This is a genomic window from Arthrobacter sp. Hor0625 (genome assembly GCF_052567525.1).
The window spans coordinates 672,019-695,074 of sequence record NZ_CP199586.1 but is presented as its reverse complement, the minus strand read 5'-3'; the positions used below and the strand labels follow the sequence as shown (position 1 = coordinate 695,074).

The window sequence follows — 23,056 nt, the reverse complement described above, 5'->3', positions numbered from 1 at the left end:
ACGATGACTGAGAACTACACCGCGCTCTACGAAGAGCACAAAAAGCTCGGCGCCTCCTTCACGGACTTCGGCGGCTGGCAGATGCCGCTCAAGTACGGCTCGGAGCTCGCCGAACACCACGCCGTCCGGACCGCCGCGGGCCTGTTCGACCTCTCCCACATGGGCGAAGTCTGGGTCACCGGCCCGGACGCCGCCGCCTTCCTCGACTACGCCCTCGTCGGCAAGATCTCTGCCATGGCAGTCGGCAAGGCCAAGTACTCGCTGATCTGCAACGAGGACGGCGGCATCATCGACGACCTCATCACCTACCGGCGCCCGGCGGCGGCCGACGGCACCGACAAGTTCCTCGTGGTCCCCAACGCCGGCAACGCCAAGGTCGTCGCCGCGGAGCTGGCCGCGCGGGCTGCAAACTACGACGTCACGGTTCAGGACGCTTCCGCCGAGATCTCGCTGGTCGCGGTCCAGGGCCCGAAAGCGGAGGCCATCCTGCTCCGTCTGGTTCCCGCTGCCCAGCACGACCTGGTCACCGGCCTGAAGTACTACGCCGCCGTCGAGGTTCCGTTCATGGTGGGCGGCGCCGGCAGGGACCTCCTCCTGGCCCGCACCGGCTACACCGGGGAAGACGGCTTCGAAATCTTCGTGGCCAACGAGGACGCCGCCGCCCTCTGGCAGGCGCTCATCGCCATCGCCGAGGACGGCGAGCTGACCCCCGCCGGGCTCGCCTCCCGCGACTCGCTGCGCCTTGAGGCCGGTATGCCGCTCTACGGCAACGAGCTCTCCCTCGAGGGCGACCCGTTCGCTGCCGGGCTGGGCCCCGTCGTCGCGCTGTCCAAGGATGGCGACTTCGTCGGAAAGGCCGCCCTGGCCGCGAAGAAGGAAGCCGGCGCCGGCACCAGCACCGGACGCAGGCTCGTCGGGCTCAAGGGCCTCGGGCGCCGGGCCGGCCGCGGCCACTACCCGGTCCTCAAGGACGGCAACGTCGTCGGCGAGGTCACCTCCGGCCAGCCGTCCCCGACCCTGGGCTACCCGGTCGCGATGGCCTACGTCGACGTCGCCTTCACCGAACCCGGCACCGCCCTGGACATCGATCTCCGCGGCAAGCCCGAACCGTTCGAGGTCGTCGCCCTGCCGTTCTACAAGCGCCAAAAGTAACCCTCTCGTGGTGCTCGCACCCGGCTTGGGCGCGGCACCTGCGGCCCGGCGCCGGCCAGCCACAGTTTTCACGCGTGCTCGCTCGTTCTCCCCACCGTCTCCCTAGCCTCGCAAGCTCGGCCAGGGAACCCTGACGGCGTGGGCCCCCGCTTAGACGCACGCTTTCGAAAACGGCCGACGGCCGCCCCTCGATTGCGGGCCCCTCTTGGATCGCTCCAGATTTTAACCCTCTAAAACTTAGGAAATTTCATGGCAAAAGTAGCTCCCGAACTTCAGTACTCCGACGAGCATGAGTGGGTTGCCCGGGAGGACGGCACCGACGTCGTGTCCATCGGCATCTCGGCGGTCGCCACGGACGCGCTGGGTGACATCGTTTACGTTGACCTGCCCGAGGTCGGCTCCGCGGTGACCGCGGGCGAGACCTGCGGCGAGGTCGAGTCGACGAAGTCCGTTTCGGATCTCTACGCCCCGGTCACGGGCGAGGTCACCGAGATCAACGACGCCGTCGTGTCCGATCCGGCACTGATCAACAGCGACCCCTACGGCGCCGGCTGGCTGTTCAAGGTGGCCGCCGTATCCGAGGGTCCGCTGCTTTCCGCCCAGGATTACGCCTCCAAGAACGGCGGCGAACTGTGACCGGCTCGACGACGGCCGCCGGCACGGCGTTCGAGCAGGTTGTGTCCCCGTCGCTGGACGCTGACCTGTACGCCCTGGATCCGGAGATCGCCGTGCAGATCGACGCGGAACTGGGCCGCCAGCGCGACGGCCTCGAGATGATCGCCTCGGAGAACCACACCGCCCGCGCTGTTATGCAGGCGCAGGGCTCGGTGCTGACGAACAAGTACGCCGAGGGCTACCCGGGCAAGCGCTACTACGGCGGCTGCGAACACGTCGACGTGATCGAGCAGCTCGCGATCGACCGGGTCAAGGCCCTGTTCGGCGCCGAATACGCGAACGTCCAGCCGCACTCCGGTGCGCAGGCGAACGCCTCGGTCATGCACGCCCTGATCCGCCCGGGCGACACCATCATGGGCCTGAACCTGGCCCACGGCGGGCACCTGACGCACGGCATGAAGATCAACTTCTCCGGCCGGCTCTACAACGTCATCCCGTACCAGGTCCGCGAGGATGACCACCGGATCGACATGGTCGAGGTCGAACGCCTCGCCCAGGAACACAAACCGCAGCTGATCGTGGCCGGCTGGTCCGCGTACGCCCGGCAGCTGGACTTCGCGGAGTTCCGCCGGATCGCCGACTCGGTCGGTGCGTACCTGATGGTGGACATGGCGCACTTCGCCGGGCTCGTCGCGGCCGGGCTGCACCCCTCCCCGGTCCCGCACGCGCACGTGACGACCTCCACGACGCACAAGACCCTCGCCGGTCCGCGCGGCGGGATCATCCTTTCCAACGACGCGGACATCGCCAAGAAGATCAACTCGGCCGTGTTCCCGGGCCAGCAGGGCGGCCCGCTGGAGCACGTCATCGCGGGCAAGGCCGTGGCGTTCAAGGTCGCCGCCTCGGCGGAGTTCAAGGAACGCCAGGAGCGCGTCCTGGCCGGCGCCCGGATCCTCGCCGAGCGCCTGGTCCAGGACGATGTGACGGCCAAGGGCATCAGCGTGGTCTCCGGCGGGACCGACGTGCACCTGGTCCTCGTGGACCTGCGGGACTGCGAGCTCAACGGCCAGGAAGCCGAGGACCGGCTTGCCGCGATCGACATCACGGTCAACCGCAACGCCGTCCCGTTCGACCCGCGCCCGCCGATGGTCACCTCCGGGCTGCGGATCGGCACCCCGGCCCTGGCCACCCGCGGGTTCGGCGAGGCCGCCTTCACCGAAGTCGCGGACATCATCGCCGAAGCGTTGACCGCCGACGCCGGCGCGGACCTGACCGGACTCCGCGACCGCGTCCAGGCCCTCGCCGCCGCCCACCCGCTCTACCCTTCGGTTGCTAACCTAGCCTGACCGACCTGTGGCCGGTCCTTCCCGGGCTGGCTCCGGGACCGGCGGACCGGACTTTTCACGCGTGCTCGCTCGTTCCTCGCTTAGACGCACGCTTTCGAAAAGCCCGGCTCCGCCGGCCCCTCGTGCATCGTCGCACCAAGGCGGCGCACAGGGGCCACGCGCTCGGGTGACGGGCAAACGGCGGTTGGGCGGGGTCCGGAAGCGTGCGTCTAAGGGAGTGCGACGTCCGCTCAGCGGGCGGCGCCGACCGAGCACGCGGAGGAGCTCGCCCAACCGCCACCAACCGGCCGACCGCCACCCAAACGCTCAAGAAGCAGTGTCTAGTTAGGATTCAGGAATGGCTGTTGGAGTCTTCGACCTTTTTTCCATCGGAATTGGGCCGTCCAGCTCGCACACCGTGGGCCCCATGCGGGCCGCCGCGGTCTTCGCCGAGGAACTCAAAGCTTCCGGCAACCTGGGGGCGGTGGCCTCGCTGCGGGTTGATCTCTATGGGTCGCTGGCTGCGACCGGGCACGGGCACGGGACGATGACGGCGATCCTGCTGGGCCTGGAGGGCTTCCACCCGGAGACGATCCTGCCCGCGGAGGTCGAGGAACGGTTGGCCGCGATCGCGGAGACCGGTGTCCTGAACCTTGCCGGGGCCGTGCCCCTGCCGTACGGGGTGAAGGACATGGTGCTGCGCCCGCTGACGGTGCTGCCCCGGCACACCAACGGGATGACGTTCACCGTCGCGGACGACGGCGGCACGGTCCTGCACGCTGCGACGTTCTTTTCCGTCGGCGGCGGCTTCATCGTCCGCGAGGGCGAGGAGGACGCGGCGCTGAAGGAACTCGACGAGTCCATCGAGGAGCTGCCCCTGCCGTTCCGCACCGCGGCGGAACTGCTCGAACACTGCAGGGCGACGGGCCTGTCGATCAGCGACATCATGCTGGTCAACGAACGCGCCGCCCGGACCGAGGACGAGATCCGCGCCGGGCTGCTGCACATCTACGCGGTGATGGCCGAATGCGTTCAGACCTCGCTCAAACGCGAGGGCCTGCTGCCGGGCGGGCTGAAGGTCCGCCGCCGCGCCCCGGACTGGCACGAGCGGCTGATGAAGGAAAGCTGCAAGGAAGACCCGGACTACCGGGACCCGAAATACTGGCAGGAATGGGTCAACCTCATTGCCCTGGCCGTGAACGAGGAAAACGCCTCCGGCGGCCGGGTCGTGACCGCACCGACCAACGGCGCCGCCGGGATCATCCCGGCCGTGCTGTACTACGCCCTGCACTTCGCCCCCGGCATGGACCAAGCCACCCAGGCCGACCGGGACGAGACGGTGATCAAGTTCCTGCTCGCTGCCGCCGCCGTCGGGGTCCTCTACAAGGAACAGGCCTCGATCTCCGGCGCCGAGGTCGGCTGCCAGGGCGAGGTCGGCTCCGCGTCCTCGATGGCCGCCGCCGGGCTCGCCGAAGTCCTCGGCGGGACCCCCGCGCAGGTCGAAAACGCCGCGGAAATCGCGATGGAACACAACCTCGGCCTGACCTGCGATCCGATCGGCGGGCTCGTCCAGATCCCCTGCATCGAACGGAACGCGATCGCCGCGGCCAAAGCGATCAACGCCGCCAAAATGGCCCTCTGGGGTGACGGCTCCCACCGGGTCTCCCTCGACGAAGTCATCATCACCATGCGCGAAACCGGCAAAGACATGTCCTCCAAATACAAGGAAACCGCCATGGGCGGCCTTGCCGTCAACGTCGTGGAGTGCTGATTCCCTAGTTGTGCAGCGCCGCCCACAGGTTCAGGGACGACGCGAACACCACCCAGGTCAGGTAGGGCAGCATCAGCAGTCCGGCGGCCCGGCTGATCGGACCAAACCGCAGCACCGTGACAGCCACGGCCACCGCCAGCGCGACGATAATGGCGAATGCAGCCCACAGCGCGGGGGTGCCCCACGCCGGGTACAAGCCGAAGAACGCCGGCGTCCACAGCAGGTTCAGCACCAGCTGGACGGCGTACACCGTGAGGGCCGCCCGGGTGCCGGCGGCCCGGCGGCGCCAGACCAGCCACGCGGCGACGGCCATCGCGATGTACAGGATGGTCCAGACCGGCCCAAAGACCCAGTTCGGCGGGGTCCACGGCGCCTTGTCCGCGGCGGCGTACCAGCCGTCGACGTTGCTGCCGGTTGCCAGCCCGCCGAGGGCCGCGACCAGCGCCGACGCGGCCAGCAGCACCAGCAGGGCCACGGCCTGGGCGCCGCGGCCGGGAGCGGCCGCCTCCTTCCCTCGGGGATCCAGGGGACGGGCTGGCGGTTCCTGCTGCGCGTGCATGGCATCCAGCTTAACCGTCCCGGCCGCCCGATAGACTTGAGGCTGCATGCCAGCCATGCCGCCGAAGCTTGTTCCGCGAAGATTGGATACCGCACCCTTGCGAGAATTCACTGCCCGCTTTGCCTCCGCCGAAGAGGTCGCCAACTGGGATGCCCACGTCACCGCAAACCCCAACGGCGGGAACCTGCTGCAATCCGAAGCCTTCGCCGAGGTCAAGCAACACTTCGGCTGGAAGCCCCTGCACCTGGTCTACGAAACGGCCGACTACACCAGCTACAACCTCGTCCTGGAAAAGTCCTTCCCACTCCTGGGCAAGCTCTGGTACCTGATCAAGGGCCCCGACGTCGCCTCGGTCGACGACATTCCGGGCATCGCGGCCGCCAACGCCGAGTTCGTCAAACGCTCCCGGCTGGGCGTTTTCGCGATCAAGATCGAACCCGACATCGTGCTCTCCGACGACGCACGCCGGGTCCTCGAAGGCGCGGGCCTGGTGAAGACCCCCAACCTGCAGCCCAACGACTCGACCGCGTTGCTGGACATCTCCCCGCAGGAGAACCAGCTGCTGCGCAACCTGCACTCGCGCGGCCGCAATGCCGTCCGCCGCGCCATCCGCGAGGGCGTCGAAGTCCACAACGCCGAGCCCACCGAAGAGAACTTCCGCGCCATGTACGCGCTGATGACGACCACCGTGGAGGCCAAGTCGCAGGTCCGGGTCCGGGAGTACGAGTACTACCGGCAGTTCTGGACCAACTTCCTCGACCGCGGCCAGGGCCGGCTCCTCTTTGTCTACGAAAACGGTGTCCCGTCGGTCGGGGCGTTCGTCATCAACTACGGCCGCAAGGGCACCTACAAGGACGGCGGTTCGCTGCAGAAGCGCAGCCAGTACGGTGACTCGCACCTGGTGCAGTGGACCGCCATCAACCAGCTCAAGGAACTGGGGTGCACCGAGTACGACTTCTGCGGCACCCCGCCCAGCGACAAGCTGAAGGACACCTCCAACCCGTTCCACGGGCTGGGCCTGTTCAAGACCAGCTTCAGCAAGACCGTGACCGACTTCGTCGGATGCTACGACCAGGTGCTCAGCCCGCTGAAGTACAAGGCCTGGACGGCCGCGGGGGAGCGGGTCGCCCGCCAGCTGTACACGCGGCGCACGGGCCAGCAGTTCTACTAGACGCCCGCCAGCCAGATTTGTGAGGAGGCCGGAATGACAAACCCACCCGACGGCCGCCGCGGGCCCCACACCGACGGTCTGCCCCGGACCCAGCCGATGTCCCCGCTGCAGGTCCGCCAGAACGTCGCAGCGAAACGCATGCTCCGCCGGCTCGTCCAGGGCGAGAATCCCCCGACCGCGCCGCTGAGCATCGTGGACCGCCTCGCCGGAAGCCCCTACGCCAACCCGATGATCCAGGTCGGCGGCGTGGATGCCTCCGCCCGCAAAACGATCGACTTCGCCCTGAAGCTCGCCGAAGCGATGTTCCGGTACGGTGCCGGCGCCCTTGAGGTCGAAACCAGCATCATCGCGATCACCGCGGCGCTGGGGCTGAAGAACATCGAGGTGGACATCACCAACCAGTCGGTGGCCATCAACTACGCCCCCAAGGATCAGACGCCCATCTCGCTGCTGCGCGTGGTGCGGTCCTGGACCAACAACTACGCCGGCCTTGCCGAAGTCCATCAGCTGGTTACGGACATCGTCGCCGGCGGGGTCGGCCGCGAGGAAGCGGTACGCCGGCTCGAAGACATCACCCACAGCGCGAAGCCGTTCCCGCGCTGGATGGTCACGGTGGCCTTCGGCGTGTTCTCCGCCGTGTTCGTCGGCGTGCTCGGCGGCGGCCTGGCCGCCTCCGGGATCGCGTTCCTGTCCAACCTGCTGGTCAGCCTGCTCGCCCGGCAGCTGGGCCGCTGGCGCACCCCGGACTTCTTCATCACGGCCGCCTGTTCGTTCGTGGTCACCCTCGTCGCCCTGCTGCTGTGGCGGTTCGGCGACCCACTGGGAATCCATATCGCGCCCGCCATCGTCGTGGTCGGCGGCATCCTGCTGCTGCTGCCCACCGGACGGCTCGTCTCCTCCGTGCAGGATGCGATCAACGGCTTCCCGGTGACCGCCGCCGGCCGGTTCCTCTCCACCATGCTCACCTTCGGCGCGCTCGTCGCCGGGATCGCCGTCGGCTTCGTCGTCGGCGCGATGACGGGGATGCAGTCCATCGACGTCACGGAAACATTCCCGCCCCGGTATCCGTTGTGGCTGCTCGTTCCGCTGGTGGCCATCGCCGTCGTCGCGATCGGCGTCACCGAGCAGACCTCGCCCAAGCTGCTGCTTCCGACGGCGGCCGTCGGCGTGGTGGGCCACCTGGCCCTGATCGGGGGCACCGCCGTCGGCATCGGGCCCCGCTTCGCACCGGCCGTGGCCGCCGTCGTGATCGGCCTGCTGGCCCGCGTCGTGGCGCTGCGGATGGGCGCCCCGCAGCTGGTGGTCGCCGTGCCCGCGGCGCTGATCCTGCTGCCGGGCCTGACCATATTCCGGTCGATGTATGTTTTGACGATCGAGGAATCGGAGATCCTGATGGGCGCCGGCGGCATGCTCAGCGCCGGTGCGATCGTCCTCGGAGTGGCCGCCGGCATTGTCCTGGGCGACACGCTCGCCCGGCCGCTGACCCGCAGCCTGGCCAGCAACGAGCGGCGCCGGGCACGGCGCCGCTAGGCCTAGATCTTTCCGATCGGGAGTTTCTTCTCGGCCTGGAAGTCGTCCTCCACGCGGCCGCGCGCCCAGTATCCGGACAGGGAGACCTGTCCGCGTTCGAGACCGCGCTCGGCGAAGAACACCTGCCGCAGGGCCTTCATGTAGCCGCGTTCCCCATGGGCGAAGACGGACACCCTGCCGTCGGGCCACGATGCCGTCCGGACCGCCTCCGGCAGCAGGTCCGCCCCGCCCGCCGGGGCACCCCGCCGCAGGAGCCAGCGGAGTTCGACGCCGGCAGGCGCCTCAAGCGGCAGGATGTCCGCCTCGCTGTCCACTTCAAGGAAGGCCAGTCCGCGGGCGTCCGCCGGGAGCGCTTCAAGGACCGCGCCGATGGCCGGCAGGGCCGACTCGTCGCCCGCGAAGAGGTGCCAGTCGGCCGTCCGGTCGGGGTTGTAGCCGCCGCCGGGGCCGGTGAAGATGAGCTCGTCCCCGGGCCGGGCGGAGGCGGCCCACGGGCCGGCGAGTCCCTCGTCGCCGTGGATGACGAAATCGATGGCGAGCTCCGCGGCGTCTTCGTCCACCCAGCGGACGGTGTAGGTCCGGGTGTGGGGCCACTGGTCGCGGGGATGGGATTCGCGCACGGCCCACAGATCCAGCGGCTGCGGGTAGTCGATGCCCGGCTGCGGGAAGGCGATCTTGATGTACCGGTCGACGTAGGCATTGTTGACGTAGCTCGCGAAGCCGGGTCCGCCGGCCACGATCCGGACCATATGCGGGGACAGCTGCTCGCGGCGCAGGACCGTGAGGGTAGTCTGCGGCCGGGAGTTCCGGTTGGCGGAGGTGGCGGCGGGAACGGAAGTCATGCAGCCAAGCCTAGCCAAGAAACCGGTCAGGGCAGCGGCTGCAGTTCCCAATCGACGGCGCCGTCGCCCTGCTCGGTGAGCAGTTCGTTGGCGCGGCTGAAGGGCCGGGAACCGAAGAAGCCGCGGGCAGCGGAGAGCGGACTGGGGTGGGCGCTGGCGAGCACGGCGGTCTGGCCCAGCAGCGGCCGTACCCCTTCGGCGTCCTTGCCCCAGAGAATCGCCACCAGCGGCACTGGCCTGCCGTCCTCGTTGCGCCGGTCGGCCAGGGCCGTGATGGCGGCGGCGGTCACGTCCTCCCAGCCCTTTTTGCGGTGCGAACCGGCGGCGCCGGCCCGCACGCTGAGGACCCGGTTGAGCAGGAGCACCCCCTGCTCGGCCCAGCGGCCCAGGTCCCCGTGGACCCGCGCCGGTAGCCCCAGATCCGCCTCCAGTTCCTTGTAGATGTTGGCGAGGCTGCGCGGGATGGGCCGGGTCGTGCCGTCCACAGCGAAGGCCAGTCCGATCGCATGCCCCGGGGTGGGGTAGGGATCCTGCCCGACTACGAGGACCCGCACCTCGGAGAACGGCTGCCGGAAGGCCCGCAGCACGCTGGAAGCCGCTGGCAGCACGGCGTGGCCGGCCGCGGCCTCGTCGGCACAGAACCGCAGGGCCGAGCGCAGCTGCGCCTCCACCGGCGCCAGGACCACGGCCCAATCCGGCGCCACGAGGTCCTCCAACGGCGCTGCAGCCATGGCCGCAAAATCTGTCGACGCCGTCCCTTCCGGGCCGCCGGGTCCGGGGGCGAGGGAGAAGAGCGCATCGGTGTCGTAGGGGTCCAGCACCGTCCCATTCTCGCAGGCCCGCGGGCCGCCGGCGCGGACCGGCAAATGACAAGCCTGTTATTCAGCCGTAAAATACAACGCGGACCTATTGGCATAAACGGGGGAGCGGCAGTGGCTGAAGCAGCATCCGAGTACCTGCCGGCGGAGGACGCCGCAGCGCAGACGGACGCGGCCGACTCGCCGCTGAGCAGCCGGGACCGGCAGATGCTGGCCCTGGAACGCCAGTGGTGGAAGTACGCCGGCGCCAAGGAACAGGCGATCCGGGAGCTTTTCGACCTCTCCGCCACGCACTACTACCAGCTCCTGAACGCGCTGATCGACACCGAGGCGGCGCTGGCCCACGATCCCATGCTCGTGAAGAGATTGCGTAGACTACGTACGTCACGACAACGTGCCCGTACTGCACGCCGTTTGGGCTCGGACGCGTAGACACGCGTCAGGTCCGGCCGGAAGCGCGGAAAATCCGCGCGGAGTCCGGCGTCGGACCCCAGCCAGAAAATCAGCAAGGACGTCGTTTTACCATGACCAAATACGCTCGGGACGAATTCGATCGGGTCCCGGAGACCTCCACGCGCCAGGGGGTCCACCGGGCCGTCGCGGCGGCCGGAACGCGCCGCCTGGGCCCCATCCTCGCGGTGGGAGCCGTGGCCCTGGCGATCGGTCTGTTCGCCTTCCTCCTGCTGCCCAAACTGGGTTTCGCCGGCTCCGGCCCCGCCGCCGTCGCCGTTGACCAGGCCGCCAGCAACGCCACCGCATCCCAGGCGCCCACCGCGGGCGCGACCGCGAGCAGCGGCCCGACGGCGAGCAACAGCCCCACCGCCAGCCCCAAGCCAACGGCCACGACGCCAACCGCTTCACCGGAAGCCGGCGTCGACAAGACCCAGCCCGTGGCGATCTACAACGGAACCACGACGCCGGGCCTCGCCGGCCGCGTCGGGTCCACCGTCACCGCGGACGGCTGGGCCGCAGGCCCGGTAGCCAACTGGGGCGGCGCACCGCAGCAGACCTCCGTCGTGTACTACAGCGGTCCGGCGCAGAAGGCTAACGCCGAAGCGCTGGCGGCCCTGCTCGGGATCGGCACCGTGGTGGATTCGGCGGAGTTCCAGATGCCGCTGGTCGTCGTGCTCGGCCCCGGCTTCCAGTAACGCCGCGGTACGGTGCCCGGTTACGCGTGAATAACTTTCGCGGCGGATCGGCGCCGACGCCGGCGCCCGGACCGTGGGCGCCGGTTAGAGTGGCTGCGGACTTCGTTCCGCAACCCCGGGCCACAGTGGGGTGGTCCGGGAGCAAGCTAGCTGAAAGCGTGGAAAACATGGCACTGGGGACCGTCAAGTGGTTTAACGCCGAGAAGGGCTACGGCTTCATCACCGTCGACAGCTCCGGCGCCGACGTCTTCGTGCACTGGTCAGCCATCGTCGCCGACGGCTACCGCTCCCTGGCCGAGGGCCAGCGCGTGGAGCTGGAAGTCGGCGAAGGGGACAAGGGTCCGCAGGCCGAGAACGTCAGGCCCGCCTAGTGCCGCTCGCAGCAGTACCGTCCCGCGAGCCAGCCGGCGCCAGGGCGCGCGGGGCCGCCCGCGGCCTGGCCGCAGGCCGCCGTCCGGCGCGTGCCGCGGCAGCCGCCGTCGTCGCGCTCCTGGCCGGAGCGTCGCTGGCCGCGTGCGCAGGCCCGGCCGGCAACGCCCGGGTGGCGACAGTGGATGCCAGCGGGGACGGCATCCTGCGCATCGGCCTCATCCTGGACAACACCGGAAACCAGGACTTCCTCAACGCATCCCAGCTGGCGGCGGCGAAGCTCGCGGTCAAGGAAATCAACGCCGCCGGCGGGCACAAGGGCAAGCCGGTGGAGCTCCTGCCGGAGGCCATCGGCACCGACACCGGCGCCCGGGCACGGGATCTCGTGGCGGCCAAGGCCGACGTCGTGATCGGACCCACCGACTCCAGCCGCGCAGCGGACGCCATCGACGTGCTGGCACGGGCCAAGGTGGCGGTCATTTCCCCGGCCAACACCGCCCCGGGGCTCACGAGCTACAAGAGCGGCGGCTACTACTTCCGCACCGCCGCGGCGGACATCGCCCAGGCCTCGGTCCTGGTCAAGCTGGCCAAGGACGGCGGCGCGAAGACGATAGCCGTGGTGCACGAGGAAGGCGACTACGGCAAGGACGTCTCCGTCGCCGTGTCGGCGGCCGCCAAGGCCGCCGGACTGGGCACCTCGGTGGACGCCGAGTTCAAACCCGGCCAGGCGCAGCAGGCTGCCGCGACCGCCAAGCAAGCCGCCCCGGACGCCGTCGTGCTCGTGGCCCGCGGCGGGGCCCAGGGCGCGATCGCCGAACTCAACAACGCCGGCCTGGCCGGGTCGAAACTGATCCTCAGCGACGGGGCCGTCAACCAGTACGGTGCCGGCCTCGGGTCGAAAGCCCTGGACGGCGCCCGGGGTCTCCTGCCCGGGACTTTCCCCTCGGCGCACTTCCAGGCCGAACTCGTGGCCGTCGACCCCGGGCTCAAGGACATGGCCTACGCGGCGGAGACCTATGACGCCGTGAACCTGGCCGCGATCGCGGCCGCGGCGGCCCAGGACGACGCCGGGGCTTCCATCGCCTCGAAGCTTCTCGCCGTCTCCGGCGGATCGGTCCCTAACGGCGGCGGTGATTCCGGGGAAACGCTGGCCTGCAAGGGCTACCAGGAGTGCCTGGACGTCCTGCGCCGGGACAAGCGGCCCGACTACGACGGCGAGTCCGGCCCGGTCAACTTCGACAGCAACGGCGACGTCACCGCTGCCGCGTACATGATCTACACGTTCGGCCCGGACAATTCGGCCAAGATGACGGGCGCGGAAACCGCCCGCAGCAGCGCTTCCTGATCGCTCCTAGCGAAGCGCGCCCGGCAGGGCCGCCCCCGCGCCGGCCACTGCTTGCACTCTCCCCGGGGGAGTGCTAATTATTGACTTAGCACTCCCGAGTACTGACTGCTAAGACGACGCCCGGTTTCGCCGGCGGCGGCGGGGCGGCGGAAGGGGCCGGGAGCGAAGAAATACCTGGCTGGGGTGAGATCCCCGGCCCGGCGGCGTACAGAGGCTGCCGGGCAGGGATCGTCCGTCGCGGGCACCAAAGCCACGGTTCATTCTTAACGACTGTCCCGAAAGGACTACTGCCGTTATGGCCAAGATCATTGCATTTGATGAAGAGGCACGCCGCGGTCTTGAGCGGGGCCTGAACATCCTCGCCGACGCCGTCAAGGTCACCCTCGGCCCGCGTGGACGCAACGTCGTCCTCGAAAAGAAGTGGGGCGCCCCCACGATCACCAACGATGGTGTTTCCATCGCCAAGGAGATCGAACTGGACGACCCGTACGAGAAGATCGGCGCCGAGCTGGTCAAGGAAGTCGCCAAGAAGACCGACGACGTCGCCGGTGACGGCACCACCACGGCCACCGTGCTGGCCCAGGCCCTCGTCAAGGAAGGCCTGCGCAACGTCGCGGCCGGCGCTGACCCGCTGTCCCTCAAGCGCGGCATCGAGAAGGCCGTTGACGCGGTCACCCGCGAGCTCCTGGCCTCCGCCAAGGAAATCGAGACCAAGGAAGAGATCGCCGCCACCGCGTCCATCTCCGCCGGCGACAACGAAATCGGCGCGCTGATTGCTGAAGCCCTGGACAAGGTCGGCAAGGAAGGCGTCATCACCGTCGAGGAGTCGAACACCTTCGGCCTCGAGCTGGAACTCACCGAGGGCATGCGCTTCGACAAGGGCTACATCTCCGCCTACTTCGTCACCGACGCAGAGCGCCAGGAAACGGTCCTCGAGGACCCGTACATCCTGATCGTCAACTCCAAGATCTCCAACGTCAAGGAACTGGTTGCGGTCCTCGAGAAGGTCATGCAGTCCAACAAGCCGCTGCTGATCATCGCCGAGGACATCGAGGGCGAGGCCCTGGCCACCCTGATCGTCAACAAGATCCGCGGCACCTTCAAGTCCGTCGCCGTCAAGGCCCCGGGCTTCGGCGACCGCCGCAAGGCGCAGCTGGCCGACATCGCCATCCTCACCGGCGGCCAGGTCATCTCCGAGGAAGTCGGCCTCAAGCTTGAGACCGCCGGCCTCGAACTCCTCGGCAAGGCCCGCAAGGTCGTTGTCACCAAGGATGAGACCACCATCGTCGAGGGTGCAGGCGACGCCGACCAGATCGCCGGCCGCGTCTCCCAGATCCGTGCCGAGATCGAGAACTCCGATTCCGACTACGACCGCGAGAAGCTGCAGGAGCGCCTGGCCAAGCTGGCCGGCGGCGTTGCAGTCATCAAGGCCGGTGCCGCAACCGAGGTCGAGCTCAAGGAGCGCAAGCACCGCATTGAGGACGCCGTCCGCAACGCCAAGGCTGCTGTGGAAGAGGGCATCGTCGCCGGCGGTGGCGTGGCCCTGATCCAGGCCGGCGCCAAGGCTTTCGCCAACCTGCAGCTCGCAGGCGACGAAGCCACCGGTGCGAACATCGTCCGCGTCGCCATCGATGCCCCGCTGAAGCAGATCGCCTTCAACGCCGGCCTCGAGCCGGGCGTCGTGGTCGACAAGGTCCGCGGCCTGTCCGCAGGCCACGGCCTGAACGCAGCCACCGGCGAGTACGTCGACCTGCTGGCCGCCGGCATCAACGACCCGGTCAAGGTCACCCGCTCTGCCCTGCAGAACGCGGCCTCGATCGCCGGCCTGTTCCTCACCACCGAGGCCGTTGTGGCCGACAAGCCCGAGAAGGCCGGTGCCCCGATGGGCGGCGGCGACGACATGGGCGGCATGGGCGGCATGGGCGGTTTCTAACCACCCGGCTACCAAGCCCTGAACTCCTGAGCTGACGGTTCCGTCAGCGACGGCCAGTTCGACGACGGCGGCGGTCCCACCTGCGGGTGGGGCCGCCGCCGGCATTTAACCCCGCCTCCAACCCAAACGCTCCCTCAGGTCTGACGGCGTTTGAGTGGACGCTCCCTCAGGTCTGGTCGGGGTTGAGGGGACGCTCCCTCAGGTTTGGTCGGGGTTGAGTGGACGCTCCCTCAGGTTTGCGGCGGAGGTGAGTGAGAGTTGGGGGGGAGGGCGCCGGATCTGAGGGAGCGTTGGGTGGGCGGGCGCCGGATCTGAGGGAGCGTTGGGCGGGAGGGGGCCGGATCTGAGGGAGCGTTGGGTGGGCGGGCGCCGGATCTGAGGGAGCGTTGGGTGGGAGGGGGCCGGATGTGAGGGAGCGTTGGGTGGCGGGGTCTGGCAGGATAGTGAAGTGACGATTAGAGCAGCAGCCGACGGTTCGGCTTTAGGAAACCCAGGCCCGGCCGGTTGGGCCTGGTACGTGAATGACGACTGCTGGCGGGCCGGCGGATGGCCGCACGGGACCAACAACCAGGGTGAGCTCATGGCGGTCCTGGACCTCTTCCGCGCCACGGCCCACCTGCCGGACGAGGATCTGCACATCCTGTGCGACAGCCAGTACGTCATCAACTCGGTGACGAAGTGGATGCCGGGGTGGAAGCGTAAAGGCTGGCGGAAATCCGATGGCAAGCCGGTGCTCAACGTCGACCTGCTCAAGGACATCGACCAGGCACTTGCGGGGCGCAGGTACACCTTCGAGTGGGTCCGCGGCCATGCCGGCCATGACCTCAACGAGGCAGCGGACGACCGTGCCCGGGCCGCCGCCACCGCCTATCAGCAAGGTGTGGCTGTCCGGCAAGGCCCCGGCTTTGTCCGCGCCGGCGACCCTGCGGCGCCCGCTGCGGGCCACGCTCCCCAGCCCGTGATGTCGGCGGCAGCGGCCCGGCCGACTCGCTCCGACGCCCGACAGCCGGCGGCGGCGCCCACCCTGTTCGGGGGGACGTCACTCCTGGCCGAACCTGACCTGTTCAGTGAACTCGAGGACGAGGCGCTGCCGCAGCCCGCCGGGGCGGATGAACTGCCCGAATTGATCGTGGAGGCCCTGGAGCGCGAACTGCTGCTCCCCGGGACCCGCTCCGACCTGGGCCGCACCTCGGTGCTGCTGCACCCGGACTTCACCGAGATCGGCAGCTCGGGACGCTTCTGGTCCCGCGACGAGATGCTGATGGCGCTGGAGGGAAACCCCGGAAGCCCTGCCGAACTGGAGCTCCTGTCCGCCGACCGCGTCGGCGACAGCTCCGTGCTGCTGACCTACCGCACCCACACCCGGGCCGGGGCGGTGCTGCACAGCTCCCTCTGGGTCCTGGACGGCGCCCAGTGGCGCCTGCGCTTCCATCAGGGCACCCCGGAGGCCTAGGGAGCCTCGTAGCGCGCCTAGCTGAAACGCTGGGCGTTGCTGAGCTCGGTCTGGGCGTAGTTGGCGGCGGCCGAGTTGAGCGCCAGGTTGATTGAGGCTAGCGAAGCCTCGACCTTGGCCTGGGTCAGCGACCATTCGGCGAGCAGGGCCTGGAAGTTGGTGGCGGCCGAGCCGCGCCAGCTGGCCTGCAGCTCGTCCAGCCCGTGCTTCATGGCCTGGACGTCCGCGCTGATGCGGTCGACGGTGGCCTGGACGTTGGCGGACTTGAGCTGGAGCAGGTCGGTGTCGACGGAGATGATGCTCACGGGATTGCCTTTCGGGGATCCTGCAGGCAGCCGGGGAGCCGGCGTTCGTCGCCGGCCGGGGTCCCCGGCTGCCCGGTGTGGGGGTCGTCCGGACCTTCCGGACACTGCGAGCGTAGGCCGGTCCGCGCCGCTGGCCATAGCGGTGCAAGCCGCTATGTGGAAAACCTAGCCGCGGGCTGCGCCGCCGCGTCCAGTCTCCGGACCCGATGCACCCGCAGATGCCTCCGACGCTTCGGCGCCGGCCTCCGACGCCTCGGGGCCGGCTTGCGGCGCTCCGGCTCCGGCGTCGGCCGAGTCGTCGGCCGAGTCGTCGGCCGTCTCCGCCGGCGCCTCCGCGTGTGCCTCCGCTTCCGCCAGATACGGCAGGCTGACCACGAGGGTCGCGCCGCCGCCCTCGGTGGGCTGCACCCGGACCGTGCCTGAATGCGAACCCACGATAGCTGCCACGATCGCCAGGCCCAGGCCGCTGCCGCCCGTTTCCCGGGTCCGGGACGTATCGGCCCGGTAGAAACGCTCAAAGATCCTGGCGGCCTCGTCCTCCGAAACGCCGGGACCGTGGTCGCGGACCTCGATCACCGAGTGGCGGATTCCGGCGTCGTCGGTCCGAACGCCCACGGCGAGTTCGATCGGGGACCCTTCCGGGGTGTACCGCAGGGCGTTGCCGACCAGGTTGCCCACCACCTGCCGGAGCTTGGCCTCGTCGCCCATCACCGGAGCTGCGGCGCCTGCGCCGCCGTCGAGCCCGCGGAGCGAGATCACCCTGCTGCGGTCGCTGGCCTGGGTGTCGACCACGGCATCGTGGGCGATCAGCAGCAGGTCCACGGGCTTTTGCTGCAGCGGGCGCTGCTCATCGATCCGCGCCAGCAACAACAGGTCCTCCACCATGGCACCCATCCGCTTGGCCTCGCTCTCGATCCGGCTCATGGCCGTGCCGACGTCTTCCGGGGTGGACAGCGCGCCGTGCCGGTACAGCTCGGAGTAGCCGCGGATGGTCACCAGCGGGGTGCGCAGTTCATGGGAGGCGTCCGCGGCAAACCGGCGCATCCGCGCCTCGGACGCCATCCGCGCGGCGAAGGCGGCTTCGATGTGCGCCAGCATGGCATTCAGCGACCGGCTGAGCCGGCCGACTTCGGTGTCCGGATTTTCCACCTCCACACGCCGGGAGAGGTCCCCGGCGGCGATCGCGGCCGCGGTTTTCTCCACCCGCGCGAGCGGCCGGAAGGACCGGGTGACGGTCCAGGTGGCGATGAAGAAGGCCAGCACCAGGGTCAGCAGTCCCACCCCGACCACCACGAGCGTGGCGTGCTCCATGACCGAATCCACCGGGTAGAGCGGCAGCCCGATGACGACGACGGCGGCCCGCTGGTTGCCGTCGAGGACGTTGACCGCCACCACGCGCCAGTTCCGCCCGTCGGTGCCGCGGACCTGGAACGGGGCCTCGCCCCGTTCGTGTGCCTGTTCGGGCGTGATGTCGGCGATGGCCGGGCGCGATCCCTTCGAGCCGCCGAAGATGTAGGTGGGCTGGCCCGGGCTGAAGAGCATCAACGAGTAGTCGGTGGGGACGTTCGAGTTCTGGTCCTGCAGCTGGCTGAAGGACTGCTGCTGCCGCGCTGTTCCGACGGCGGCCTTGAGCTTGTCGTCGACCTGGCCCTGCAGGTAGCTGTGCAGCAGCGCGAGCGTGCCCGCGCCCGTGGCGGTGAGTGCCACGAGCATCAGGGCCATCATGATGGCGACCAGCTGCGAGCGCAGCGACGCCGTCTTCCAGCGGTGCAGCAAGGTCAGCGCTTCTCGGCCGTCCGCAGCACGTAGCCGACGCCCCGCTTGGTCTGGATCAGGGCCGGGGCGGAGGGGTCGATGTCCACCTTGCGCCGGAGGTAGGAGATGTAGGACTCGACGATTGAGGCGTCCCCGTTGAAGTCGTACTCCCAGACGTGGTCCAGGATCTGCGCCTTGGACAGCACCCGGTTCGGGTTGAGCATCAGGTACCGCAGCAGCTTGAATTCGGTCGGCGACAGCTCGATCACGGTGCCGCCGCGGCGTACCTCGTGGGCGTCGTCGTCGAGCTCCAGGTCATCGACGCGGATGACGGCGTCGTCGTCCTGGAGCGGCTGGGTGCGGCGGAGCACGGCGCGGATCCGGGCCACGACCTCGTCGAGGCTGAACGGTTTGGTGACGTAGTCGTCGCCGCCGACAGTGAGCCCGGTGACCTTGTCCTCGGTGTCGTCCTTGGCGGTCAGGAACAGCACGGGGAAGTGCTTGCCGGCCGCGCGGAGCCGGCGGGTGACGGTGAAGCCGTCCATGTCCGGCAGCATGACGTCAAGGACGGCGAGGTCGGGGGCGTGGAGTTCGGCGGCGGCGAGGGCGTCGCGGCCGGTGCCGGCGGAGACGACGTCGAACCCGGCGAAGCGCAGCGAGGTGGAGAGCAGCTCGCGGATGTTGGGTTCGTCATCGACGACGAGCAGCTTGGCTTCGGGACCGTTCTTTTTCATGGTTCCCATGATGCTCCCAGACTCTGTGAGTTTTCTGAACAGCAGATGTGTGTTGTTTGGGCGCCAGCTACCCGCCGCCTACCCGCGGCCTAGCCGCCTGCGCCGACGTCCTTGGCGTCCATGATCCGGTAGGCGTAGCCCTGCTCGGCCAGGAAGCGCTGGCGCTTGGCGGCGAAATCCTGGTCCAGCGTGTCCCGGGCCACGAGGGAATAGAAGCGGGCGGCGCGGCCGTCCTGCTTGGGCCGCAGCAGCCGCCCCAGCCGCTGCGCCTCCTCCTGGCGGGAGCCGAAGGACCCGGACACCTGGATCGCCACCGAGGCCTCCGGCAGATCGATGGAAAAGTTGGCCACCTTGGAGACCACCAGGGTCTGGACCTCCCCGGCGCGGAACGCGTCAAAGAGCCGCTGCCGCTCCTTGACCGAGGTGTCGCCCTTGATGACCGGGGCCTGCAGGCGCTCGCCGATTTCGTCGAGCTGGTCGATGTACTGGCCGATCACGAGCAGTTGCTCGCCCGCGTGCTCGGCGACAAGCCGCTCCACGATCCCGGTCTTGGTCTCGGACGTGGCGCAGAGCCGGTACTTGTCCGCGTCCTCGGCCATGGCGTAGGCCACCCGCTCGTCCCGCGGCAGGTCCACCCGGACCTCCACGCAGTCCGCCGGCGCGATGTATCCCTGCGCCTCGATGTCCTTCCACGGGGCGTCGTAGCGTTTGGGCCCGATCAGGCTGAAGACCTCGCCCTCGCGGCCGTCCTCGCGGACCAGGGTGGCGGTCAGCCCGAGGCGCCGGCGGGCCTGCAGGTCCGCGGTCATCCGGAAGATCGGGGCCGGCAGCAGGTGGACCTCGTCATAGATGATGAGGCCCCAGTCGTTGCCGTCGACCAGTTCCAGGTGCGGGTAGAGGCCGCCCCGTTTGGTGGTGAGCACCTGGTAGGTGGCGATCGTGACGGGCCGGACTTCCTTGACCGAGCCGGAGTATTCGCCGATTTCCTCCTCGGTCAGCGACGTGCGCTTGAGCAGCTCGTCCTTCCACTGCCGGGCGGAAACCGTGTTAGTGACCAGGATCAGCGTGGTGGTGGAGCTGGTCGCCATCGCAGCCGCGCCCACCAGGGTCTTGCCGGCGCCGCAGGGGAGGACGACGACGCCGCTGCCGCCGGCCCAGAAGTTCTCCGTCGCCAGCTGCTGGTACGGCCGCAGCTTCCAGCCGGATTCGTCGAGCAGGATCGGGTGCGGGGTGCCGTCGACGTAGCCGGCGAAATCCTCGGCGGGCCAGCCGATCTTCAGCAGCAGCTGCTTAAGCTGCCCGCGCTGGGACGAGTGCACCACCACGGTTTCGGCGTCGATCCGGGGGCCCAGCAGGGGAGCGATCTTCTTGGCCCGGCTGACCTCCTCGAGGACCGGGTAGTCGGAGGTGCGCATCACGAGCCCGTGCTGCGGGTCCTTCTCCAGCCGGAGCCGACCGTAGCGGGACATGGTCTCTTCAATGTCGATCAGCAGCGAGTGCGGTACCGGGAAGCGGGAGTATTTGAGCAGGGTGTCGAGGACCTGTTCGGCGTCCAGCCCGGCCGCCCGGGCGTTCCAGAGGCCGAGCGGGGTGAGCCGGTAGCTGTGGACGTGTTCGGGGGCGCGCTCCAGCTCGGCGAACGCGGCGATCGCGTGCCGCGCCTCCGTCGCCTGGTCGTGGTCCACTTCCAGCAGGATGGTTTTGTCGCTCTGGACGATCAGCGGTCCGTCATTCACTGGAGCAGTTCCTCGGTGGCTTCGATGTCGATGATCCGGTGGATGGAGAGGACGCGCTCGGTTTCCTTGGCCGGATCAAACACCCGCACACGCCCGCCATTCACTGCTACCGGAACAACGGTTTCCCGGGTCGCATTCCCCAGGCTGTCGACGATGTTCATCACGACCCGCTGCTTGAGCCGGATCGCCTTCTGCAGCGTCTCCAGGCCCAGCTGCGTGGCGGCCTCGCCGGGGGTGCCCGTACCGCCGCGGCCGCCCGCCGTTCCGGCGTCGGCGCGGGTGCCGGCGTCCCGCAGCACCGCCAGTTGGGCGTCGACGTCGGCGTCCTCGGGGGCCGTGCGCGGGGCGGTGTAGACAGGGCGGGCGCTGCCGGGCGCGGCGGTGCTGCGCCGCAGCCGAACGGCAGAACCGTCGCCCTCGACCGCGGGGGAGAGGCCGAGCCCGCGCAGCAGCGCGGCGGCGTCCCGGGCCGGCGCGGGGCTGACCAGCACCGTGGGCGCGATCCGGACCAGGCCAAGGCCGGCGGCGGCGGGATTGTTCAGCAGTTCCAGCAACGCCGTCTCATCCTCGCTCTGGATGAAACTGCCCGCGGCGCCCACCCGGAGCCTGGCATGGCGGGCGGCGGTGTCCTCGATGAGGTACTGCAGCGGCTGCGGGACCGCCGTCGCCGAATGGTCGCGGAGGAACTCCAGCAGGGCAGCCGCGTCCTGGCCGGCGTCGAGCGCCCGCCGGACCGAGGCGACGGAGAACCGGTAGATCGTGGCGGGGCCCTGGCCCTCCGCGTCGGACATGGTCAGGAGTTTCTCGCTCAGCTCCGGATCCAGGTAGCCGGGCGCGACGGCGGTCAGGTCCGCCTGGAGCAGCACATGGTTCAGCGCCGCGGGGAGGTGTTCGCCGAGGATGGAGAGGGCCGCGTCGGGCTGTTCGACGGCGATCGCCGCGCCGATCTGGCTCAGGGCGCCGGAGCCGATCAGGCCGAGCATTTCGGCTTCGGCCAGGACACCCTGGACCAGGGAGCTGAAGCGGCGGGCCATCCTTGGCTGGGACCAGTCGGCACGTTCCAGCACGGCGGCGGCGTCGAGCACCGGCGCGTCCCCGTCGGCCGCGGCGGCCTCCCGGGTCAGTTCGTTCAGGATTTCCAGGATCCGTTTCCGGACCACCGGGGCGTCGGGCCGCTGCGCTTCGGCGGAGAGCGCATTGATGGTGCTGCCGGCCATTCCGCGGTGCGCCTGCGCGGCCGGCGTGCCGCTGAGCGGCTGCCCGACCAGCGACGGGACCCGCTCGCTGGCAAGCCACGCGTTGACCAGCCACAGCCACTGCTCCTGCCGGGGCAGGCCCAGCCACTCCAGCTGCGGCGCCTGGACCCAGGCGGAACTGTCCACATCGAGCCGGAGCAGCCCCGCGAGGGCGCACAGCTCGGCCAGCATGCCGGCCTCGTGCACGCCGATCCGCAGCGCGTCGGCGAGCCGCTTCATCTCCCGGACGCCCACCCCGCCGCTGCGCAGGGTGGTGAGGGGCTGCTCACGGACGGTGTGCAGCAGTTCGCCGGCCAGCCGCAGCGTTTCGGCGATGGCGCCGAGCGCGGCGTTCCGGCGCAGGGCCGCGCTGGTCTGCCCCAGGGTCGGCGCCGGCGGGGTCAGCGTGAAGTGCGAGATCACATACCCGCCGCGGAGCGCGACACCGACGCTGTGCGGAAGTTCCACGTGCGCGGCGTCCAGCGGCACCAGCAGCCCGCGGGCCAGCAGCCAGTCGACGGGGCCGACGTCGGGCCCCTCGTTCAGTACCGAGGCGCGGCGCTGCGCCTGCGGCACGGCACCCATGGCCCAGTTTCCGAACCGTGCCAGCAGCGCCGCCGTGCGCTCCGGGGCGGTCGCCAGGAGCGCCTGCAGGGCCTCGGGGGATGCCGTCCAGTGCTGCAGCGACAGTGCCGCTTCCATCGGCGTCGTCGCCGGGGAGACGTCGGCGCCGGCCTGGTGCAGCTCGCCGACCAGGTGCACCACGCGCTGGGCGAAGGCCGGCTGGAGCCGGACCAGCTCGGTGTAGCTTCGCCCCAGGCCCGCGGGGTAGATGCCGATGACGTCCCGGAGGCTGCCCACGGGCAGGTAATGCCGCTGCCGTGCCGCGGCCGCGCCGGTCCCGTGCGGCGGTTCGGCGCGGTGCACGAGGGCCAGGTCCTGGAGCGCCTGCAGGATCGGTTCCAGGGCGGCGAGGGTCGCGCCGTTGATCAGCCGCTTCAGCGTGGCCGCGGACGCACTCTGCCCGGTGTCGGTGTTGGTGCACAGGTACAGCGTCTCCAGGACCTGCATCTGCGGACGGTTGAGACGCTCCAGGGCCCGCTGCACGCTGACCCTGCCGCTGGCCCGGGCGGCGAGGGCAGCGAAATCCGGCACCGGCGGCGACATCAGGTCCGGCCGCGCGGCGAACAGCGCCCGCAACGAGTCGTCGCTGCGGGCCTGCAGTTCCTTGCTCAGCGCGCGGATGAGGGACATCAGTCC

At 69.6% G+C, this 23,056-nt stretch carries 20 protein-coding genes; 12 read left to right on the top strand and 8 right to left on the bottom strand.

Translation table 11 applies throughout. The features are described from left to right. The first annotated feature begins 3 nt into the window (after positions 1-3). The 4 genes from gcvT to ACTWLI_RS03025 all read left to right on the top strand — a co-directional run bounded on the left by gcvT (position 4) and on the right by ACTWLI_RS03025 (position 4,863). Positions 4-1,152, top strand: coding sequence for a glycine cleavage system aminomethyltransferase GcvT (gcvT, locus tag ACTWLI_RS03040; protein ID WP_445155223.1), 1,149 nt, complete (start codon positions 4-6; stop codon positions 1,150-1,152). A 249-nt stretch (positions 1,153-1,401) separates the two neighbouring features. Continuing rightward, complete coding sequence (gene gcvH, locus ACTWLI_RS03035; protein WP_445155222.1) at positions 1,402-1,788, top strand: glycine cleavage system protein GcvH; 387 nt, start codon at positions 1,402-1,404, stop codon at positions 1,786-1,788. Continuing rightward, positions 1,785-3,113, top strand: a complete 1,329-nt coding sequence (gene glyA, locus ACTWLI_RS03030) for a serine hydroxymethyltransferase (RefSeq protein ID WP_445155221.1) — start codon at positions 1,785-1,787, stop codon at positions 3,111-3,113. The genes gcvH and glyA overlap by 4 nt, the downstream gene beginning before the upstream one ends. A 337-nt stretch (positions 3,114-3,450) precedes the next feature. Beyond that, positions 3,451-4,863, top strand: coding sequence for an L-serine ammonia-lyase (locus ACTWLI_RS03025; RefSeq protein ID WP_445155220.1), 1,413 nt, complete (start codon positions 3,451-3,453; stop codon positions 4,861-4,863). Between the two features lie 4 nt (positions 4,864-4,867). Here ACTWLI_RS03025 and ACTWLI_RS03020 read toward each other — a convergent pair whose 3' ends face one another. Next, positions 4,868-5,422, bottom strand: a complete 555-nt coding sequence (locus ACTWLI_RS03020) for a TspO/MBR family protein (protein WP_445155219.1) — start codon at positions 5,420-5,422, stop codon at positions 4,868-4,870. A 97-nt stretch (positions 5,423-5,519) separates the two neighbouring features. Here ACTWLI_RS03020 and ACTWLI_RS03015 point away from each other — a divergent pair, with 97 nt between their 5' ends. Next, positions 5,520-6,593 carry a lipid II:glycine glycyltransferase FemX gene (locus ACTWLI_RS03015; RefSeq protein ID WP_445155218.1) on the top strand — a complete coding sequence of 358 codons (1,074 nt, stop codon included), beginning with the start codon at positions 5,520-5,522 and terminating at the stop codon, positions 6,591-6,593. A 33-nt stretch (positions 6,594-6,626) separates the two neighbouring features. Continuing rightward, entirely contained in the window at positions 6,627-8,123 is a 1,497-nt protein-coding gene (locus ACTWLI_RS03010) for a threonine/serine ThrE exporter family protein (RefSeq protein WP_445155217.1), read from the top strand. A 2-nt stretch (positions 8,124-8,125) separates the two neighbouring features. On the opposite strand, the gene ACTWLI_RS03005 is transcribed toward ACTWLI_RS03010, so the two are convergent. Both ACTWLI_RS03005 and ACTWLI_RS03000 read right to left on the bottom strand, forming a co-directional pair. After that, positions 8,126-8,965, bottom strand: coding sequence for a siderophore-interacting protein (locus ACTWLI_RS03005; protein ID WP_445155216.1), 840 nt, complete (start codon positions 8,963-8,965; stop codon positions 8,126-8,128). A 26-nt stretch (positions 8,966-8,991) separates the two neighbouring features. Next, complete coding sequence (locus tag ACTWLI_RS03000) at positions 8,992-9,783, bottom strand: uracil-DNA glycosylase (protein ID WP_445156109.1); 792 nt, start codon at positions 9,781-9,783, stop codon at positions 8,992-8,994. 114 nt (positions 9,784-9,897) lie between these two features. On the opposite strand from ACTWLI_RS03000, the gene ACTWLI_RS02995 reads away from it, so the two are divergent. The 6 genes from ACTWLI_RS02995 (at position 9,898) to ACTWLI_RS02970 (ending at position 16,031) form a co-directional block, all read left to right on the top strand. After that, positions 9,898-10,215, top strand: coding sequence for a DUF3263 domain-containing protein (locus ACTWLI_RS02995; RefSeq protein ID WP_445155215.1), 318 nt, complete (start codon positions 9,898-9,900; stop codon positions 10,213-10,215). A gap of 92 nt (positions 10,216-10,307) precedes the next feature. Then, a complete protein-coding gene (locus ACTWLI_RS02990; protein ID WP_445155214.1) occupies positions 10,308-10,931 on the top strand; it encodes a LytR C-terminal domain-containing protein in 624 nt (207 codons plus the stop codon). Positions 10,932-11,098: 167 nt separating this feature from the next. Further along, on the top strand, positions 11,099-11,302 hold the full coding sequence (locus ACTWLI_RS02985) for a cold-shock protein (RefSeq protein ID WP_445155213.1): 204 nt from the start codon (positions 11,099-11,101) through the stop codon (positions 11,300-11,302). Between the two features lie 65 nt (positions 11,303-11,367). Further along, the gene (locus ACTWLI_RS02980; RefSeq protein WP_445156108.1) at positions 11,368-12,645 is read left to right on the top strand and encodes an ABC transporter substrate-binding protein; all 1,278 of its coding nucleotides are present in this window, start codon (positions 11,368-11,370) and stop codon (positions 12,643-12,645) included. Positions 12,646-12,940: 295 nt separating this feature from the next. Then, a complete protein-coding gene (gene groL, locus ACTWLI_RS02975; RefSeq protein ID WP_056739055.1) occupies positions 12,941-14,578 on the top strand; it encodes a chaperonin GroEL in 1,638 nt (545 codons plus the stop codon). A 448-nt stretch (positions 14,579-15,026) separates the two neighbouring features. Then, complete coding sequence (locus ACTWLI_RS02970) at positions 15,027-16,031, top strand: RNase H family protein (RefSeq protein ID WP_445155212.1); 1,005 nt, start codon at positions 15,027-15,029, stop codon at positions 16,029-16,031. A 17-nt stretch (positions 16,032-16,048) separates the two neighbouring features. Here ACTWLI_RS02970 and ACTWLI_RS02965 read toward each other — a convergent pair whose 3' ends face one another. The 5 genes from ACTWLI_RS02965 to ACTWLI_RS02945 all read right to left on the bottom strand — a co-directional run bounded on the left by ACTWLI_RS02965 (position 16,049) and on the right by ACTWLI_RS02945 (position 23,050). Continuing rightward, on the bottom strand, positions 16,049-16,336 hold the full coding sequence (locus ACTWLI_RS02965) for a WXG100 family type VII secretion target (protein WP_056739052.1): 288 nt from the start codon (positions 16,334-16,336) through the stop codon (positions 16,049-16,051). A 165-nt stretch (positions 16,337-16,501) separates the two neighbouring features. Continuing rightward, positions 16,502-18,112, bottom strand: a complete 1,611-nt coding sequence (locus tag ACTWLI_RS02960; protein WP_445155211.1) for an ATP-binding protein — start codon at positions 18,110-18,112, stop codon at positions 16,502-16,504. 2 nt (positions 18,113-18,114) lie between these two features. Beyond that, on the bottom strand, positions 18,115-18,825 hold the full coding sequence (locus tag ACTWLI_RS02955; RefSeq protein WP_445155210.1) for a response regulator transcription factor: 711 nt from the start codon (positions 18,823-18,825) through the stop codon (positions 18,115-18,117). Between the two features lie 89 nt (positions 18,826-18,914). Continuing rightward, a complete protein-coding gene (locus ACTWLI_RS02950; protein WP_056739050.1) occupies positions 18,915-20,561 on the bottom strand; it encodes a DNA repair helicase XPB in 1,647 nt (548 codons plus the stop codon). Continuing rightward, a complete protein-coding gene (locus ACTWLI_RS02945; protein WP_445155209.1) occupies positions 20,558-23,050 on the bottom strand; it encodes a helicase-associated domain-containing protein in 2,493 nt (830 codons plus the stop codon). Before ACTWLI_RS02945 ends, ACTWLI_RS02950 begins: the two co-directional genes overlap by 4 nt. Between the last annotated feature and the right edge of the window lie 6 nt (positions 23,051-23,056).

What these genes read in the sequence shown, in the direction of transcription:
- ACTWLI_RS03005 (WP_445155216.1), bottom strand. Translation starts at nt 8,965, where the DNA reads ATGACTTCCGTTCCCGCCGCCACCTCCGCCAACCGGAACTCCCGGCCG.
- gcvT (WP_445155223.1), top strand. Translation starts at nt 4, where the DNA reads ATGACTGAGAACTACACCGCGCTCTACGAAGAGCACAAAAAGCTCGGC.
- ACTWLI_RS02945 (WP_445155209.1), bottom strand. Translation starts at nt 23,050, where the DNA reads ATGTCCCTCATCCGCGCGCTGAGCAAGGAACTGCAGGCCCGCAGCGAC.
- ACTWLI_RS02985 (WP_445155213.1), top strand. Translation starts at nt 11,099, where the DNA reads ATGGCACTGGGGACCGTCAAGTGGTTTAACGCCGAGAAGGGCTACGGC.
- ACTWLI_RS03025 (WP_445155220.1), top strand. Translation starts at nt 3,451, where the DNA reads ATGGCTGTTGGAGTCTTCGACCTTTTTTCCATCGGAATTGGGCCGTCC.
- ACTWLI_RS03020 (WP_445155219.1), bottom strand. Translation starts at nt 5,422, where the DNA reads ATGCACGCGCAGCAGGAACCGCCAGCCCGTCCCCTGGATCCCCGAGGG.
- ACTWLI_RS03010 (WP_445155217.1), top strand. Translation starts at nt 6,627, where the DNA reads ATGACAAACCCACCCGACGGCCGCCGCGGGCCCCACACCGACGGTCTG.
- gcvH (WP_445155222.1), top strand. Translation starts at nt 1,402, where the DNA reads ATGGCAAAAGTAGCTCCCGAACTTCAGTACTCCGACGAGCATGAGTGG.
- groL (WP_056739055.1), top strand. Translation starts at nt 12,941, where the DNA reads ATGGCCAAGATCATTGCATTTGATGAAGAGGCACGCCGCGGTCTTGAG.
- ACTWLI_RS02955 (WP_445155210.1), bottom strand. Translation starts at nt 18,825, where the DNA reads ATGAAAAAGAACGGTCCCGAAGCCAAGCTGCTCGTCGTCGATGACGAA.
- ACTWLI_RS02990 (WP_445155214.1), top strand. Translation starts at nt 10,308, where the DNA reads ATGACCAAATACGCTCGGGACGAATTCGATCGGGTCCCGGAGACCTCC.